Origin of the sequence: Pseudomonas sp. GV105 (genome assembly GCF_003058185.1) — a bacterium.
GTDB classification, from domain to species: domain Bacteria; phylum Pseudomonadota; class Gammaproteobacteria; order Pseudomonadales; family Pseudomonadaceae; genus Aquipseudomonas; species Aquipseudomonas veronii.
The window spans coordinates 139,028-154,985 of the sequence record NZ_QBUF01000006.1 but is presented as its reverse complement, the minus strand read 5'-3'; the positions used below and the strand labels follow the sequence as shown (position 1 = coordinate 154,985).

General features: G+C 63.3%; 14 protein-coding genes. 8 read left to right on the top strand and 6 right to left on the bottom strand.

Features of this window, described 5'->3' with window-relative positions; genetic code table 11:
* Window positions 1-14: 14 nt before the first annotated feature.
* Window positions 15-1,328, top strand: a complete 1,314-nt coding sequence (locus tag C8K66_RS13395) for a leucine-rich repeat-containing protein kinase family protein (RefSeq protein WP_108525179.1) — start codon at window positions 15-17, stop codon at window positions 1,326-1,328.
* 124 nt (window positions 1,329-1,452) lie between these two features.
* Here C8K66_RS13395 and C8K66_RS13390 read toward each other — a convergent pair whose 3' ends face one another.
* On the bottom strand, window positions 1,453-2,160 hold the full coding sequence (locus C8K66_RS13390; RefSeq protein WP_017848129.1) for a YebC/PmpR family DNA-binding transcriptional regulator: 708 nt from the start codon (window positions 2,158-2,160) through the stop codon (window positions 1,453-1,455).
* 101 nt (window positions 2,161-2,261) lie between these two features.
* On the bottom strand, window positions 2,262-3,119 hold the full coding sequence (locus C8K66_RS13385) for a LysR substrate-binding domain-containing protein (RefSeq protein ID WP_046382861.1): 858 nt from the start codon (window positions 3,117-3,119) through the stop codon (window positions 2,262-2,264).
* A 125-nt stretch (window positions 3,120-3,244) separates the two neighbouring features.
* On the opposite strand from C8K66_RS13385, the gene C8K66_RS13380 reads away from it, so the two are divergent.
* The 3 genes from C8K66_RS13380 to C8K66_RS13370 all read left to right on the top strand — a co-directional run bounded on the left by C8K66_RS13380 (window position 3,245) and on the right by C8K66_RS13370 (window position 5,871).
* Complete coding sequence (locus C8K66_RS13380) at window positions 3,245-4,354, top strand: 2-aminoethylphosphonate--pyruvate transaminase (protein WP_108525056.1); 1,110 nt, start codon at window positions 3,245-3,247, stop codon at window positions 4,352-4,354.
* Window positions 4,355-4,383: 29 nt separating this feature from the next.
* Window positions 4,384-5,211 carry a phosphonoacetaldehyde hydrolase gene (gene phnX, locus C8K66_RS13375; protein WP_079444226.1) on the top strand — a complete coding sequence of 276 codons (828 nt, stop codon included), beginning with the start codon at window positions 4,384-4,386 and terminating at the stop codon, window positions 5,209-5,211.
* Between the two features lie 114 nt (window positions 5,212-5,325).
* A complete protein-coding gene (locus tag C8K66_RS13370; protein ID WP_046382858.1) occupies window positions 5,326-5,871 on the top strand; it encodes a cytochrome b in 546 nt (181 codons plus the stop codon).
* Here C8K66_RS13370 and C8K66_RS13365 read toward each other — a convergent pair.
* Both C8K66_RS13365 and C8K66_RS13360 read right to left on the bottom strand, forming a co-directional pair.
* On the bottom strand, window positions 5,868-6,758 hold the full coding sequence (locus tag C8K66_RS13365; RefSeq protein ID WP_108525054.1) for a 1-aminocyclopropane-1-carboxylate deaminase/D-cysteine desulfhydrase: 891 nt from the start codon (window positions 6,756-6,758) through the stop codon (window positions 5,868-5,870). The genes C8K66_RS13370 and C8K66_RS13365 overlap by 4 nt on opposite strands.
* Before the next feature lie 57 nt (window positions 6,759-6,815).
* A complete protein-coding gene (locus tag C8K66_RS13360; RefSeq protein ID WP_017848135.1) occupies window positions 6,816-8,855 on the bottom strand; it encodes an NADPH-dependent 2,4-dienoyl-CoA reductase in 2,040 nt (679 codons plus the stop codon).
* Window positions 8,856-9,066: 211 nt separating this feature from the next.
* Between C8K66_RS13360 and C8K66_RS13355 the strand changes: the two genes are divergently transcribed.
* The gene (locus C8K66_RS13355; protein ID WP_046382855.1) at window positions 9,067-10,197 is read left to right on the top strand and encodes a carbon-nitrogen hydrolase family protein; all 1,131 of its coding nucleotides are present in this window, start codon (window positions 9,067-9,069) and stop codon (window positions 10,195-10,197) included.
* Window positions 10,198-10,201: 4 nt separating this feature from the next.
* Window positions 10,202-11,236, top strand: coding sequence for an AraC family transcriptional regulator (locus C8K66_RS13350; RefSeq protein ID WP_057004460.1), 1,035 nt, complete (start codon window positions 10,202-10,204; stop codon window positions 11,234-11,236).
* A gap of 8 nt (window positions 11,237-11,244) precedes the next feature.
* On the opposite strand, the gene C8K66_RS30595 is transcribed toward C8K66_RS13350, so the two are convergent.
* On the bottom strand, window positions 11,245-11,424 hold the full coding sequence (locus C8K66_RS30595) for a hypothetical protein (protein ID WP_126585751.1): 180 nt from the start codon (window positions 11,422-11,424) through the stop codon (window positions 11,245-11,247).
* A gap of 143 nt (window positions 11,425-11,567) precedes the next feature.
* Here C8K66_RS30595 and C8K66_RS13345 point away from each other — a divergent pair, with 143 nt between their 5' ends.
* Window positions 11,568-12,572 carry a pyruvate dehydrogenase gene (locus tag C8K66_RS13345; RefSeq protein ID WP_108525052.1) on the top strand — a complete coding sequence of 335 codons (1,005 nt, stop codon included), beginning with the start codon at window positions 11,568-11,570 and terminating at the stop codon, window positions 12,570-12,572.
* Between the two features lie 108 nt (window positions 12,573-12,680).
* Here C8K66_RS13345 and C8K66_RS13340 read toward each other — a convergent pair whose 3' ends face one another.
* Window positions 12,681-13,151, bottom strand: a complete 471-nt coding sequence (locus tag C8K66_RS13340) for a MarR family winged helix-turn-helix transcriptional regulator (RefSeq protein WP_108525050.1) — start codon at window positions 13,149-13,151, stop codon at window positions 12,681-12,683.
* A gap of 145 nt (window positions 13,152-13,296) precedes the next feature.
* On the opposite strand from C8K66_RS13340, the gene aceE reads away from it, so the two are divergent.
* Window positions 13,297-15,957, top strand: a complete 2,661-nt coding sequence (gene aceE, locus C8K66_RS13335) for a pyruvate dehydrogenase (acetyl-transferring), homodimeric type (RefSeq protein ID WP_108525048.1) — start codon at window positions 13,297-13,299, stop codon at window positions 15,955-15,957.
* The last annotated feature ends 1 nt before the right edge of the window (window position 15,958 follow it).

Here is a 15,958-nt window from a genome sequence, read left to right as displayed (position 1 = left end):
TGACCGCGCCGTTCATGAATACCCTCGCCCAACTCAAGGCCGGCCAATTGGCCGGCATCCAGCGCCTGGACCTGTCCTGTGGGCTGACCGAATTCCCCCGGGAAATCTTCGAACTGGCCGACTCCCTGGAAATCCTCAACCTCAGCGGCAACGCCCTGAGCAGCCTGCCCGACGACCTGCATCGCCTGCCGCACCTGCGTGTGTTGTTCTGCTCGGACAACGCCTTTACCGAACTGCCGGCCTGCCTGGGCCAATGCGCAAAGCTGAGCATGATCGGCTTCAAGGCCAACCGCATCCGCCACGTGCCGGCCGCCGCGTTGCCGCCGCTGTTGCGCTGGTTGATCCTCACCGATAACTGCATCAGCCAACTGCCCGACGAATTGGGCGAGCGGCCGCTGCTGCAAAAACTGATGCTGGCCGGCAACCACCTGGCGCACCTGCCGCCAAGCCTGGCCAATTGTCACAACCTGGAGCTGATCCGCATCGCCTCCAACCGCCTCACCGGCCTGCCCGATTGGCTCCTGGCGCTGCCCAGCCTGACCTGGCTGGCCTATGCCGGCAACCCGGTGGAAATGGCGGCGGACGTGGCCGCCGACGATGCGACGCCCGACATTCCATGGTCGACGCTGGAACTGGCCGAGGTGCTCGGGGAAGGCGCCTCCGGGGTGATCCGCAAGGCGCTCTGGCAGCCCTCGGCCAAGCCGGTGGCGGTCAAGCTGTACAAAGGCAGCATCACCAGCGACGGCTCACCGCTGCACGAAATGCAGGCATGCATTGCCGCCGGGTTGCACCCCAACCTGATCAAGGTGGAAGGCCGCGTGGTTGGCCACCCCGACGACCAGGCCGCGCTGGTGATGGACCTGATCGAGCCGAGCTACCGCAACCTCGCCGCCCTGCCGAGCCTGGCGTCCTGCACCCGCGACATCTACGAACCGGCTACCCGCTTCAGCCTCGCGGTGGCATTGCGCATGGCTCGCGGCATCGCCTCGGTGGGCGCGCACCTGCACCGCCATGGCATCACCCATGGCGACCTGTACGGCCACAATATCCTGTGGAACGCGGCGGGCGACTGCTTGCTCGGGGATTTCGGCGCGGCGTCGTTCCATGCCACCGCCGACACCCTGGAAACCCGGGCACTGCAACGCATTGAAGTGCGTGCGTTCGGAGTGTTGCTCGGGGAGTTGTTGCAGCGGATCGACGTAGGCTTGAGCGACACCACACGCCAGATCCTGGAAAGCTTGCAGGCGCGCTGCTGTCAGCCCGAAGTGCTGGCGCGGCCGGGCTTCGAGGAAGTCGAAGCGCTACTGCAATCTATTCCACAGCACTGAACCCAATGTGGGAAGGGGCTTGCTCCCGATGGCTGTGGCCCATTCAACATCATCGTTGACTGACACACCGCTATCGGGAGCAAGCCCCCTCCCACAGTTTTGAGCGCGTTTATTCAGGCATGGATCAGCCGGCCAGGCCGACGAACATATCCTGCACGTCGTCATGGTTGTCCAGGCCTTCGAGGAAGGCTTCGACTTCAGCCATCTGCTCGTCGGTCAACCCCGTCACCGGGTTCTTCGCGATATAGCCCAGTTTGGCCGACAGCACGGTAAAACCCTGCTCCGGCAGCGCTTTCTGCACGGCGTCGAGGTCGGTGGTTTCGGTGATGAACAGGGTGGTGCCCTCTTCTTCGCCCTCTTCGAAATCCTGGGCGCCGGCTTCAATGGCCGCCATTTCAGGATCGGCGTCCGGGCTGTCCGGCGCGGCTTCGATCAGGCCGACGTGGTTGAAGTCCCAGGCCACGGAGCCGGAAGCGCCCAGTTGGCCCTTGCGGAACGCCACGCGGATTTCCGCCACGGTGCGGTTGATGTTGTCGGTCACGCACTCAACGATCAGCGGCACCTGATGCGGGGCGAACCCTTCGTAGGTCACGCGGTGGTACTGCACGGTTTCCCCGAGCAGACCGGCGCCTTTCTTGATGGCGCGGTCCAGGGTTTCCTTGGGCATCGAGGCTTTTTTGGCCTGCTCCACCACCAGACGCAAGTGGGCGTTGGTTGCGGTGTCGGCACCGTTACGGGCAGCGATGGTGATCTCTTTCACCAGTTTGCCGAAGATCTTGCCCTTGGCATTGGCTGCCGCTTCTTTATGTTTGACTTTCCACTGTGCGCCCATGACTTGCTCTCTTCCTCATCCATCGCGCCGAGACGTCTACTGGCCGGCGCTTTGGGGGCAGAGTTTATAGGGCAAAAACGCAACGTTCCACCAAAAAACCTTCACGGCGCCAGCTCGAAAAACGCCTGAATCAAACGCAGCGACCGACGGCGCTCCATGCACCCCAACATGTGTCGGTTGAGCAGCCCCTGCCCGTGGATCGGCAGCGCACACACGCGCGGGTCCGGGCTGACCTCCATCGAGGACACCACGCCAACCCCCAACTCGGCGGCAACGGCTTCGGTCACCGCTTCACGGCTGTCCAGCTCCAGCAGCACTTTCGGCTGCACCCCGGCGCCGAGGCAGGCGTGATCGAAGGTGCGCCGGGTAATGGAGCCCGGCTCGCGCAGCACCATGATCACCTCGTGCAATTGCTCCAACTGAATGCCCTGGGCCAGCGTCGCCCACGGGTGGCTGGCCGGCACCAACGCGCAGATCCGCGATTCGCCCAGCGCCTGCAAGTGCAGGCCGTTGCGTGGTTCGACTTCGGTGAGCACCGCCACATCCGCATGCTCGGACAGCAGCGCTGCCAGGGTTTCCTGGGCATTGCCCAGGCGCAGGTTCACGGTGATCCCTGGGTAGCGCGCGCGCAGGCTGGCGATCATCGGCATCACCAGGTGCGGGCCATCGGCCGCCACTTCGAGGCGCCCGCTGAGCAACTGCCGATTGGCCTCCAGCAGGGCCTGGGCTTCGTCCACCAGGCCAAAGATCGCCCGGGTGATCGCTGCCAGGCGTGTCCCCTCTTCGGTCAACTCGACGCGCCGCGCAGTGCGGCGCAACAAGGGGATCTGGTAGTGCTCTTCAAGGGCCTTGATGTGCCCGGTCACCGCCGGCTGGCTGATGAACAACCGCGCCGCCGCGCGGGTAAAGCTGCCCTCGCGGGCCACTGCGTCGAATGCGCGCAGTTGGAACAAATTCATGTTGAGTGACCTTTCTATCGGCCTGACTGATAGCTCGCATAACAACAAACAATTTGATTGATGACAAGCCAAACTGCAATTTAGGCGCCGTAACGTCCACCCCGAACACTTTGCGAGGACTTGAAATGAGCAGCGCCGCGCCGATCCTGCTGACCCCAGGCCCCCTGACCACCTCTGCCCGCACCCGCCAGGCAATGCTGGTGGACTGGGGTTCATGGGATGAGCGCTTCAATCAACTGACCGCCAGCGTCTGCTCGCAACTGCTGGCGATCCTCAACGGCGCCGCCACTCACCATTGCGTGCCGTTGCAAGGCAGCGGCACCTTCGCCGTCGAAGCGGCCATCGGCACCCTGGTGCCACGCAACGGCAAGGTGCTGGTGCTGATCAACGGCGCCTATGGCAAGCGCCTGGCGAAGATCTGCGAAGTGCTCGGCCGCGATTTCAGCACCTTTGAAACCGCCGAAGACGAACCCTGCAGCGCCGCCGACGTCGACCGCCTGCTGCACGCCGACCCGGCCATCACTCACGTCGCGTTGATCCATTGCGAAACCAGTACCGGCCTGCTCAACCCGCTGCCGCAGATCGCCCAGGCGGTCAAAGAGCATGGCAAGCGCCTGATCGTCGACGCGATGAGTTCCTTCGGCGCGCTGCCGATCGATGCCCGCGAAGTACCGTTCGACGCCCTCATCGCCGCCTCGGGCAAGTGCCTGGAAGGCGTGCCGGGCATGGGCTTTGTCTTCGCTGAAAAACACGCGCTGGGCGCCGCCCAAGGCAACTGCCACTCCCTGGCGCTGGACCTGTTCGAGCAGCACGAGTACATGGCCAGGACCGGCCAGTGGCGCTTCACCCCGCCGACCCACGTGGTCGCCGCGCTGCACGAAGCGCTGCTGCAATACCACGAAGACGGCGGCCTGCCCGCGCGCCAGCGACGCTATGCCAACAATTGCCAGGTGCTGCTGGACGGCATGGCCGAACTGGGCCTGCGCAGCTTCCTGCCGGCGGCGATCCAGGCACCGATCATCGTCACCTTCCATGCGCCGACAGACCCGCGCTACCAGTTCAAGGCGTTCTACGAACGGGTCAAGGCCAAGGGTTTCATTCTGTACCCCGGCAAATTGACCGAGGTGGACACCTTTCGCGTGGGCTGCATCGGCCACGTCGATGCGGCCGAGATGCGCGCGGCGGTCGCGGCCATTGCGCAGGCGCTGCACGCGATGCAAGTGCTGGACATCTGATTGCCCTTTTTACCCCCAGGATCTGAACCATGAACTATCAACACCCCGATACCCTGCAGGCTGTCATCCTCGACTGGGCCGGCACCGTGGTCGACTTCGGCTCGTTCGCGCCGACGCAGATTTTTGTCGAAGCCTTCGCCGAGTTCGGCGTCCAGGTCTCCATCGAAGAAGCCCGTGGCCCGATGGGCATGGGCAAATGGGACCATATCCGCACCCTGTGCAACCAGCCGCAGGTCGCCGAGCGTTACCGCCAGGCGTTCGGCCGCATGCCCAGCGACGAGGACGTGACCGCGATCTACCAGCGCTTCATGCCGCTGCAGATCGAAAAGATCGCCGAGCACTCGGCGCTGATCCCCGGCGCCCTCGACTGCATCGCTGTGCTGCGTGCGCAAGGGCTCAAGATCGGTTCCTGTTCCGGCTATCCCAAGCAAGTGATGGACAAGGTCGTCGCGCTGGCCGCCACCAACGGCTACGTCGCCGACCATGTGGTCGCCACCGACGAAGTGCCCAACGGCCGCCCATGGCCGGCGCAGGCCCTGGCCAACGTGATCGCCCTGGGCGTTGACGATGTGGCGGCATGCGTCAAGGTCGACGACACCGTACCGGGCATTCTCGAAGGCCGTCGCGCCGGGATGTGGACCGTGGCGCTGACCTGTTCCGGCAACGCCCTGGGCCTGACCTACGCGCAGTTCCGCGCCCTGGACAGCGCCGGCCTGGCCCATGAGCGCACGCGTATCGAAGCGATGTTCGAAGGTTCGCGCCCGCACTACATGATCGACACCATCAGCGACCTGCCAGCGGTGATCGCCGACATCAACCAGCGCCTGGCCCGCGGTGAAATGCCGCAAAGCCACTGATCGAGGTCAACTCAACGGCATTCGCGCCGAGCAAACCCTGCAAAACAGGCTTACAGTAAAAGGACTTCGTCGCCAAAGAACGGAGGTTTGCCCTGATGAGTGAGGAATCAAGCGATGCCGTGGAAAAATTCCGATTCACGTTACAGCACCATGTCGATTGCGTTGCACTGGTTGATGGTGGTGCTGCTGGCGGTGGTCTACGCCTGTATTGAGTTTCGCGGGATCTTCCCCAAAGGCAGTGGCGGGCGAGCGCTGATCGTGGAAATGCACTTCATGTTCGGCCTGACCGTGTTTGTGCTGGTCTGGCTGCGCCTGTTTGCCCGCTCGCTGGGGGTCGCACCGAAAATCGTACCGGCACCGCCGCAATGGCAGAGCCTGCTGGCGACCCTGATGCACTTTGCACTGTATGCCTTCATGATCGGTATGCCGATCGCCGGCTGGCTGATCGTCAGCGCCCAAGGGCATTCCGTGATGTTCTATGGGATCGAGTTACCGCCCCTGATCGGCGAAAACAAGGACTTGTCCAAGCAGATCAAAGAGTGGCACGAGCTGGGCGGCTCCATCGGTTATTGGTTGATCGGCCTGCATGCCGTGGCGGGTCTGTACCACCACTACTTCATCCGCGATAACACTGTGTTGCGCATGCTGCCCAAGCGTTAGGCAGCCAACCCTCGGCGGCCTTGCAAGCCGCCGGTGTGGACGAAGATCAGACGCGTGCCGGGAGGGAAGCGTCCGGCTTCGACCTGTTGCTTCAATGCCAGCAGCGCCTTGCCGCTGTAAAGCGGCTCTAGCGGCAGGCCGCAGGCCCGTTGCGTGGTCTCGATAAAGTCGAGCAACCACGGGTCGACCTTGGCGAAGCCGCCCCGGCTGGCGTCCAACAACGCAAAGCCGTCCTGCACGATGGCGCGCACGTTCTGCGCCACGCCGTGATCGTCCGGCACCGCCATTGCACCGTACACCGGATGTCCCCCCGCCTCGGCCAACGCCAGCCCGGCCACAGTCGTGCCGGTGCCTGCCGCCAGCCACCATGCGTCGTAATCGTCCCACCCCACGTTGCTCAATTGCGCACGCGCCTGCTCGACCAATACGCCGCAACCCAACGCCCCGGCGATGCCCCCGCCGCCTTCGGGCACCGGGTAGAGATGGGGATAATGTTCGTGCCACGGCTGCCAGAAACCGGGTTCATGCCGCGCGCGGTAGCCGCCATAGCCCAGCCAATGCAACTGCATGCCGAAGGCTTTCAGATCGAGAACGGTGGGTGTGTCTTGGGGATGGCCGCGCAACAGGCCGACGGTGGGAAAATCAAAACGCTTGCCGGCCGCCGCCAGCGCATGCAGGTGGTTGGAGTACGCCCCGCCGAGGCTGATGATCCCGTCGGCACCGGCCTGTTGCGCCAGGGCCAGGTGTTCGCTGAGCTTGAACCACTTGTTGCCGCTGATCAGCGGGTCGATGCGGTCCAGGCGCAGCACGGCCAATTCGACCCCGTTCAGCCAATCCAGCGGCAGCGGTTCCAGGGGCGCATGGGGGAGCCAGTCGAAAGGGCCCATCGGCGCAAGTCCGTATGAAAAAGGGGCAGTAGTCTAACACTGCCCCTTCTCGGCGTTTTACAACTCAGCTGCCAGGCGCGAGCCCTGGTTGATGGCGCGCTTGGCGTCGAGTTCGGCGGCGACGTCGGCACCGCCGATCAGGTGCACGTTCTGGCCCGCTGCGACCAGGCCGTCCTGCAATTCGCGCAACGGGTCCTGGCCAGCGCAGATCACAATGTTGTCCACCGCCAACAACTGCGGCTCGCCCTCGGCGCCGATGCGGATATGCAGGCCCGCGTCGTCGATCTTCAGGTACTCGACGCTGTTGAGCATCTGCACCTGCTTGTTCTTCAACCCGGTGCGGTGAATCCAGCCGGTGGTCTTGCCCAGCCCGTCGCCAACCTTGGAAGCCTTGCGCTGCAGCAGGAACACCTCGCGCGCCGGCGGGTGCGGTTGCGGCTTGATCCCGGCGACGCCGCCACGCGCTTGCAACTGCGTGTCGATGCCCCACTCTTTCCAGAACGCGTCGCGGTCCAGGCTGGTGGACACGCCCTGATGCACGAGGAATTCCGACACGTCGAAGCCGATACCGCCGGCACCGATCACCGCGACGCGCTTGCCCACGGGTTTGCGCTCGAGGATCACGTCGAGGTAGCTCAGCACCTTCGGGTTATCGATGCCCGCAATTGCCGGCGTGCGTGGGGCGATACCGGTGGCGAGGATGATCTCGTCGTACCCGCCTGCCGTCAGTTGCGCGACGTCGACGCGGGTGTTGAGGCACACCTCCACATGGGTGGTCTGCAATTTGCGGTTGAAATAACGCAGGGTCTCGAAAAACTCTTCCTTGCCCGGCACGCGCTTGGCGATGTTGAACTGGCCACCGATCTCGCTGGCCGAATCGAACAACGTCACCTGATGGCCGCGTTCGGCCGCCACCGTGGCAGCGGCCAGGCCCGCGGGACCGGCGCCGACCACGGCGATTTTCTTGATCTGTTTGACCGGCAGGTAGTTGAGCTCGGTCTCGTAGCACGCGCGCGGGTTGACCAGGCAGGTGGTCAACTTGCCGCCGAAGGTGTGGTCGAGGCAGGCCTGGTTGCAGCCGATGCAGGTGTTGATTTCATCGGCACGACCGGCCGCGGCCTTGTTGACGAACTCCGGGTCGGCGAGGAACGGCCGCGCCATCGAGACCATATCGGCATCGCCTGCGGCGAGGATCTGCTCGGCAATCTCCGGGGTGTTGATGCGGTTGGTGGTGATCAGCGGGATCTGCACCGCGCCGCGCAATTTGGCGGTGACTTTACTGAACGCGCCCCGCGGCACCTTGGTGGCGATGGTCGGAATGCGCGCTTCGTGCCAACCGATCCCGGTGTTGATGATGCTCGCACCGGCCTGCTCGATGGCCTTGGCCAGTTGCACGATTTCTTCCCAACTGCTGCCGCCTTCCACCAGATCGAGCATCGACAGGCGGAAGATAATGATGAAGTTCGGGCCGACCGCTTCGCGCACCCGGCGCACGATCTCCACCGCCAAACGCATGCGGTTTTCGTAGCTGCCGCCCCAACGGTCGGTACGGTGGTTGGTGTGGGCGGCGAGGAACTGGTTGATGAAGTAGCCTTCGGAACCCATGATTTCCACGCCGTCGTATTCGGCGGACTGCGCCAGCAGCGAGCAGGTGACGAAATCCTGGATCTGTTTCTCGATGCCCGCTTCGTCCAGTTCCTTGGGCTTGAACGGGTTGATCGGCGCCTGGATCGCGCTCGGTGCCACCTGCTTGGGGCTGTAGGCATAACGGCCGGCGTGGAGGATCTGCATGCAGATCTTGCCGCCGGCTTCGTGTACGGCGCGGGTCACGATCTTGTGCTTCTGCGCCTCTTCGTCGGTGGTCAGCTTGGCCGCGCCGGAATACACCCCACCTTCATCGTTCGGGCCAATGCCGCCGGTGACCATCAGGCCCACGCCGCCACGGGCGCGCTCGGCGAAGTAGGCCGCCATGCGTTCGAAACCGCCCGGTTTTTCTTCCAGCCCCGTGTGCATCGAGCCCATCAGGGTACGGTTGCGCAAGGTGGTAAAACCCAGGTCCAACGGGGCCAGCAGGTGCGGGTACGCAGCAGCGGTCATGGTCAAGCTCCACAACGGATCATCACGGGACGTGGCACGCTCTTACGGCTTGCCATCGGTTTATGTCCCACAGACTAAGAGGCGTTCGGCTAGCACTCAATGACCGAAACTGACAAGTTATTGATCCAAATGCACAGCGCCCCTTGGCAAGCCGAGCCGCGGGCCCTACCCTAGTCGCGAACCCTGCACTCGGTCTGTTGTCTGTTCCCCCATGCGTAAACTTCTCGCTTTTACCGTCACCCTGGCGCTGGTTGCCGCCGTCGCCGCCTATCTGGTCTGGACCCAGGAACGCCCCGTGGCGCATTACCTGTCCGACCTGCGCATCACCCTGGCCGTCAACGAAGGCCAGCCTGCCGATCGCGGCAACCTGCTGGGCATTCAGCCGGAACTGTTCCCTGGCGACTACCAGAGCCTGGAACGCCTGCACCTGAAGCTCGCGGCCTACCTGCAAACGGCGCGAAACCAGGGGCTGATCAATGAAAAAACCATCGTGGTGCTGCCGGAACATATCGGCACCTGGCTGATGCTCCGCGGCGAAAAAAACGAGCTGTATCAGGCGACCCACCTGAAAGATGCGATGAACTGGCTGTCGATCAGCAACCCGCTGCAGTTCATGCGCGCCTGGATCAGCGCCACCGGCGACAACCGCATGGACGACGCATACTTGCGCATGAAAGCCCCGGCAATGGCGCGGGACTACCAAGTGCTGTTCGGCGGCCTGGCCAAGGAGTTTGGCGTGACCCTGGTGGCCGGTTCCATCGCGTTGCCCAACCCCAGCGTGAGCGAGGGGCAACTGCAGGTCGGGCATGGCGCGCTGTACAACGCCAGCCTGGTATTTGCGGCCGATGGCCTGCCCCTGGGCCAGCCGCAGCGTCAGCTCTACCCGATCTACGACGAGCGCGGCTTCATTGCGCCCGGGGATGAAAACACCGTCAGCGTGGTCGACACCCCGGCCGGACGCCTGGGCATCCTGATCGGCAGCGACAGCTGGTACCCGGACAACTACCGCAAGCTCAATGAGCAAGGTGCAAGGTTGATCGCCGTCCCCGCGTTTGTTATCGGCCGCGACACCTGGGGCCGCCCTTGGCGCGGCTTCAAAAGCGTGTCGACGCCCGCGGAAATCAGCCTCAAACCCGAAGAACTCAGCGAAGGCGAAGCCTGGCGGCGCCTGACCTTGATCAGCCAGCCGCCCATCAGCCAGGCCATTGCGGGCATGAGCGTGTTTCTGCGCGGGCAGTTCTGGGACCTGGGCAGCGCCGGCCAGAGCTTCCTCAGCAGCAACGGCCAGGTGTTCGCCGACGGCGACGCCCGTGGCGCGCGCTTGCTGAATATCTGGCTGTAACGCCGTGAAGCCGGTACGCCTGGGGGATCTGTCGGTGGGCTTCGTGCACACCCTGGCCGACGCCATCAGCAGCCACGGCCTGGACCCGCAACCGCTGTTGCTGCAATACGGCCTGGACCCGGTACGGCTCGCCGAAGCCGGCGCGCGCTTGTCGATCCCGCGTTACATGCGCCTGGGCCATGCCGCCATTCAACTGACCGGCGATCCGAGCCTCGGCCTGCGCATGGGCCAGTCGAGCCGCTTGAGCCAGGCCGGCCTGGCCGGCGTCACGGCCGCCCAGGCGCCCAACGTGCGCGAAGCGGCCCGCACCCTCACGCGCTTTGAAGCGCTGTACGGCTCCAACTATCGCGGGCAGTCGAGCTTTCATGAAGACGCCGAAGGCGCGTGGCTGCGTTTCTACTCCATCAGCCCGTATAACGCCTATAACCGCTTTGTGGTCGACTCGATCATCGCCGGCTGGCTGCACCAACTGTCGAGCCTGGCCCAGCAGCCGGTGCAGGCGCAGCGCATCGAGATCGAATTCGAAGCACCGGACTACAGCGAACAATACAGCGTGCTGGGTGACAGCCCGGTCCACTTCGGCGCCGAGGCCAATCAACTGCGCCTGAGCCAGACAACCCTGGCGCTGCGCAACCCGGAGCATTGCCCGAGTACCTGGCAACTGCTGTTACAACTGTGTGAAAGGGAGTTGGAGCAGTTGACCCGCACCCGCAGCCTGCGCGAGCGCATTACCCGCTTGCTCGGGCCGATGCTCAATGGCGGCCGGGAACCCGACCTGGAAGAAGTGGCGGCGCGCTTGAAGCTGCCGACCTGGACCCTGCGCCGCAAACTGGCCGATGAAGGCACTCAGTTCCGGGCGATCCTCAACGATACCCGCCGCGACCTGGCCATGACCTATATCCGCGATACGGAACTGGCATTCGGCGAGATCGCCTACTTGCTCGGTTTTGCCTCGGCCCAGGCCTTTCAACGGGCGTTCAGGCGATGGAACAACCAGACCCCAGGGGAATTTCGCCGCAGTCAGCGGCAATCCGCCTGAAGCCGGTCTTACAGCTCAGTAGCGTCGTCGGCAGGGTCCAAAGGGTCCCATTCAAAGGCCTGGTACTCCAGCAGTTCTTCTTGGTAATCGTCCATGGTGAACTCCTTTTTGAGTTGAAAGCAGCCGCAGGTAAATGACCTGCACAGCCAGCCTAATGTGCCGTGATGACGGAAAAATGTCGGTGTCATGACGTTCCTGCACCTTCAGATTAAACGTAGCAGCGTTGTGCGGATTTAGCACTGGGCCATCGAAAAACAATTGCAACCATTGCAATTGCAATTATAAGTCGATTTCCCTTAGGGTAAGCCTCCCTTGCCGAGGAGTCAGACCGATGATTGCCACCACCGCGCACGCCGCACAGCTTTGCTGTGATGCGTTGAACCAGGCCGGACATACACGAAGTTCGCCATTGCACACCGTCATGAGCATGGCCAACACCCTGGAAGCCAGCCGGCAGGCCTGGGTGATTCGCGGCCAGTCCCGTTCCCGGCGCGTGGGCAGTTGGCCCGTCTGGTTTGCGCGCAAAACTGCGGAAAAACCGTTGCTGTACCTGCACAGCGCGGTGTCGTCGGCACAACTGTGTGCCTTGTCGGCCGAGACGGCGCAGCGCGGCATCCTGTGCAACGACATCGAAACCCAACCCTCGGCCTGGCCCAAGGGCGCACAGCCTTCTCTCCCGCTGTGGCTGGCGAGCAATCCGCATTGCACACCCTACGATCCTGCCACGGGTGAGGAAGTCCGGGCGATTGTGCTGGCGGGACTGCGCACCTTGTATATCGACGGCAAGCCCGGGTTTTACTACCTGGCGCTGCATGACGACGACAACGCAGTACCGTTGACCGAGCAGGACCGTGAAGATGCGCTCAAGGGTATGTATCCGCTCCAGCGCGATGCCCCAGGGGACGTGCGCTTGCTCGGCGCAGGTCGGGCGCTTGAAGAGGTCGTGCAGGCCAAACGCTTGTTGGCAGAGGACTGGAATATCACCGCGCAGCTGTGGAGTTGCCCCAGCTACACGCGGCTGGTCCGAGAGGCCGCGGCCGCCGAACGCTGGAATCGCCTGCACCCCACCGCCCCCAGACGCAGCAGCCACTTGCGCGAGTGCCTGGCCGGGAATGCCGCGCCGGTGATTGCAGTGACCGGCTATGCACAGCCGATTGTCGACCCGTTGGCGGCTTACGTGGATGCGCGGTTCGTGGGGCTGGGCGCGGGCTCGGTACAGGCATCGGCGCCCAGTCGTTATTGGATTGCGGTGTCTGCATTGAGCGCCCTGGCGAAGGACGGGCTCATCGCTGCACAGCAGGTCGAACGGGCGATGAAGCGCTACTCACTGCAATGAGCCGGAATGCGAACAACGGCGCAAGGGGCTTGCTCCCGACAGCGGCGGGTCAGTCGACAGCCGTCTGCTTTGGGGACCCAGTCATCTTCCACGTTGAATCGTCGTGTCTCAGGATTTGCGCCGGCTACGGACCTGCACACCAGCCTCCATCGCCAACCCGGCAGTACGTTCCAGGGCTTCGGCAAACCCCTGACGCTGCTCCGGTGCGATCTGCGACAGGAACAGCTCATCTACCGTGCTTTCGTAGATGCCCCACATCTTTTTGCGCAACACCCGGCCGGCCTCGGTGATCGTGGCAAACGCGGCACGGCCGTCGCCGTCGGAACGGGAGCGCACCACCAGGCCGTCTTTTTCCAGGCGGTCCACCAGGCGCGTCAGGTTATAGCGCTCGATGGCCAGCACATCGGCCAATTCATGCATGCGCCGAGTACCTTCGGGGCCGCTTTCCAGGCCCCACAATGCGTCGTACCAGGCGTAGGGCGGCAGGTCGGCCGCAGCCAGGCGCCGCTCGATTTCACGGATGACCGTCCTGTGGGCCCTGACAAAACGGAACCAGACATCAGGCTCTTTCGACGACATGCAACACCATCCGGGGAATTTCAAGAAGGTTGCAATAGTAGCTCATCCCGCGCTAGATTCAGACATGTAGTTGCAATTGCAACTATATGCGCGCCGCTCCCACTAGGAGCACGCTGCTTGATATTCGCCGACCCTGGAGCCTCACATGACCCCGAATACCGCAGTAAGACTGGACGACGACCCACAGGAAACCCGCGAATGGCTGGAAGCCATCGAATCGGTGCTGTCCACCGAAGGCCGCCCGCGTGCCCACTACCTGATCGACCAGTTGCTGGATTTCGACGTGGCGCAACATGGTGACGTCTACGGGCGGGTAACCACGCCCTACATCAACACGATCCCGCTGGACCGCCAGTTGCCCTACCCTGGCAACCTGGCCCTCGAACGCCGCACCAGTGCGTTTATCCGCTGGAACGCCATGGCCATGGTGCTGCGCGCCGGTAAACACTCCGGCGTCGGTGGGCATATCGCCACCTACGCGTCGGCCGCCGTGCTGTATGACGTCGGCTTCGACCACTTTTTCCGTGGGCGCACCGACACCTTCGATGGCGATCTGGTCTACATCCAGGGCCACTCCTCCCCCGGCATCTACGGCCGCGCGTATCTCGAAGGCCGCATCAGCGAGGCTCAGCTCGACAACTTCCGCCGCGAAACGGGCGGTGCAGGCTTGTCGTCCTACCCGCACCCACGGCTGATGCCGGATTTTTGGCAATTCCCCACCGTGTCCATGGGGCTCGGACCGATCACCGCCGCCTACCAGGCGCGCTTTATGCGCTACCTGGAGTTGCGTGCGCTCAAGCAGCACCAGGGCCGCAAGGTCTGGGCGTTCCTTGGTGATGGCGAAATGGACCAGCCGGAATCCCTGGCCGCCATTTCCCTGGCCGGGCGTGAAAAACTCGACAACCTGATCTTCGTGGTCAACTGCAACCTGCAGCGCCTGGACGGCCCAGTACGCGGCAATGCCAAGGTGATCCAGGAATTCGAAAGCCTCTACCGCGCGGCCGGCTGGAATGTGATCAAGGTAATCTGGGGCGGCGGCTGGGATGCGCTGCTGGAAAAAGACCAGAGCGGGCTGCTGCGCCAACGCATGATGGAGTGCGTGGACGGTGATTATCAGAACTACAAATCCCAGGACGGCGCCTACGTGCGCGAACATTTCTTCGGCAAATACCCGGCGTTACTGGCATTGGTTGCGGACCTCTCAGACGAGGACATCTGGAAACTCTCACGCGGCGGTCATGACCCGGACAAGGTCTATAACGCCTATGCTGCCGCCATGAGTCATTCAGGCCAACCCACGGTGATCCTGGCGAAAACCGTCAAGGGCTTCGGCATGGGCGAAGCCGGCGAAGGCCAGAACATCAACCATCAGCTGAAAAAAATGGGCGCCGACGCCGTCAGAGCGTTCCGTGATCGCTTCGGCCTGGAAGTCCCCGACGAGCAGTTGGCTGAAATTCCTTACCTCAAGCCGGCTGCCGACAGCGAAGAGGCGCGCTACTTCGCCGCCCGGCGCCAGGCGTTGGGTGGCTACGTACCGGCGCGCCACAGCGCCGTCGAATCGCTGCAGATTCCTGAACTGAGCGCTTTCGCGACCCAGCTCAAAGACACCGGCGAGCGCGCCATCTCTACCACCATGGCCTTTGTGCGGATCCTCGGCACACTGCTCAAGGACCCGCACCTGGGCAAGCTGATCGTGCCCATCGTGCCGGACGAATCACGCACCTTCGGCATGGAAAGCCTGTTCCGTCAGATCGGCATTCACTCCGCCGTCGGCCAGCTCTACACCCCACAAGACGCCGGGCAACTGAGCTACTACAAAGAGAGCAAGGACGGACAGATCATGCAGGAAGGTCTGAATGAGTCCGGTGCGATTGCCTCCTGGATCGCGGCGAGTACGTCCTACAGCAACCATGCTCTGATGACCGTGCCCTTCTACATCTTCTACTCGATGTTCGGCTTCCAGCGCGTCGGCGACCTGGCCTGGGCGGCAGGCGATGCCCGGGCACGCGGCTTCCTGCTGGGTGCCACGGCCGGGCGCACCACCCTGATGGGCGAAGGCTTGCAGCACGACGATGGGCATAGCCATATCCTGGCGTCGGTGATTCCGTGCTGTGTATCGTATGACCCGACTTTTGCCTACGAACTGGCGGCGATCATTCGCGAAGGCATGCGGCGCATGTATGTCGAGCAGGAGGACATTTACTACTACATCACCCTGCTCAACGAGAACTACCCGCACCCGGCAATGCCCGAAGGCGTGGAAGAAGGCATTCTCAAGGGCTTGTATCCGCTGAGCACACACCAGCAGGCACAGGTGCAATTGATGGGCAGCGGTTCGATCCTGCGGGAAGTGATCGCCGCAGCAGCGTTGCTCGACAAGGATTTCGCCGTACACAGCAGCGTATGGAGTGCGCCCAGCCTGACCGAGCTGCGCCGTGACGGGCATGAAGCCGAACGCTGGAACCTGTTGCACCCGGAACACGAGCCGCGCTTGAGTTACGTGGAGCAATGCTTGGCCGGGCATACGGGTCCGGTGCTGGTGGCCACTGACTACATGAAGCTGTTCGCCGACCAGATCCGCCCCTTTGTGCCGAACCGACGCTTTGTAGCGCTGGGCACGGACGGCTTCGGGCAGTCGGATACTCGGGAGGCCTTGCGCGAGTTCTTCGAGGTGGACCGGCATTTCATTGTGCTGGCGGCACTGAAGGCGCTGGCCGATGACGGGCTGATAGGTCGCGAGAAAATCAGTGAAGCGATCAGTCGCTACGGGATCAATGTCGACAAGACCAATCCCGTAGCGGTCTGAC

Bases quoted from the DNA above. Each gene is read 5' to 3' on its own strand.
- aceE (WP_108525048.1), top strand. From the start codon at position 13,297: ATGACCCCGAATACCGCAGTAAGACTGGACGACGACCCACAGGAAACC.
- phnX (WP_079444226.1), top strand. From the start codon at position 4,384: ATGAACTATCAACACCCCGATACCCTGCAGGCTGTCATCCTCGACTGG.
- C8K66_RS13385 (WP_046382861.1), bottom strand. From the start codon at position 3,119: ATGAATTTGTTCCAACTGCGCGCATTCGACGCAGTGGCCCGCGAGGGC.
- C8K66_RS13360 (WP_017848135.1), bottom strand. From the start codon at position 8,855: ATGACCGCTGCTGCGTACCCGCACCTGCTGGCCCCGTTGGACCTGGGT.
- C8K66_RS13345 (WP_108525052.1), top strand. From the start codon at position 11,568: ATGATTGCCACCACCGCGCACGCCGCACAGCTTTGCTGTGATGCGTTG.
- C8K66_RS13370 (WP_046382858.1), top strand. From the start codon at position 5,326: ATGCCGTGGAAAAATTCCGATTCACGTTACAGCACCATGTCGATTGCG.
- C8K66_RS13395 (WP_108525179.1), top strand. From the start codon at position 15: ATGAATACCCTCGCCCAACTCAAGGCCGGCCAATTGGCCGGCATCCAG.
- C8K66_RS13365 (WP_108525054.1), bottom strand. From the start codon at position 6,758: ATGGGCCCTTTCGACTGGCTCCCCCATGCGCCCCTGGAACCGCTGCCG.
- C8K66_RS13340 (WP_108525050.1), bottom strand. From the start codon at position 13,151: ATGTCGTCGAAAGAGCCTGATGTCTGGTTCCGTTTTGTCAGGGCCCAC.
- C8K66_RS13355 (WP_046382855.1), top strand. From the start codon at position 9,067: ATGCGTAAACTTCTCGCTTTTACCGTCACCCTGGCGCTGGTTGCCGCC.
- C8K66_RS13380 (WP_108525056.1), top strand. From the start codon at position 3,245: ATGAGCAGCGCCGCGCCGATCCTGCTGACCCCAGGCCCCCTGACCACC.
- C8K66_RS13390 (WP_017848129.1), bottom strand. From the start codon at position 2,160: ATGGGCGCACAGTGGAAAGTCAAACATAAAGAAGCGGCAGCCAATGCC.
- C8K66_RS30595 (WP_126585751.1), bottom strand. From the start codon at position 11,424: ATGACACCGACATTTTTCCGTCATCACGGCACATTAGGCTGGCTGTGC.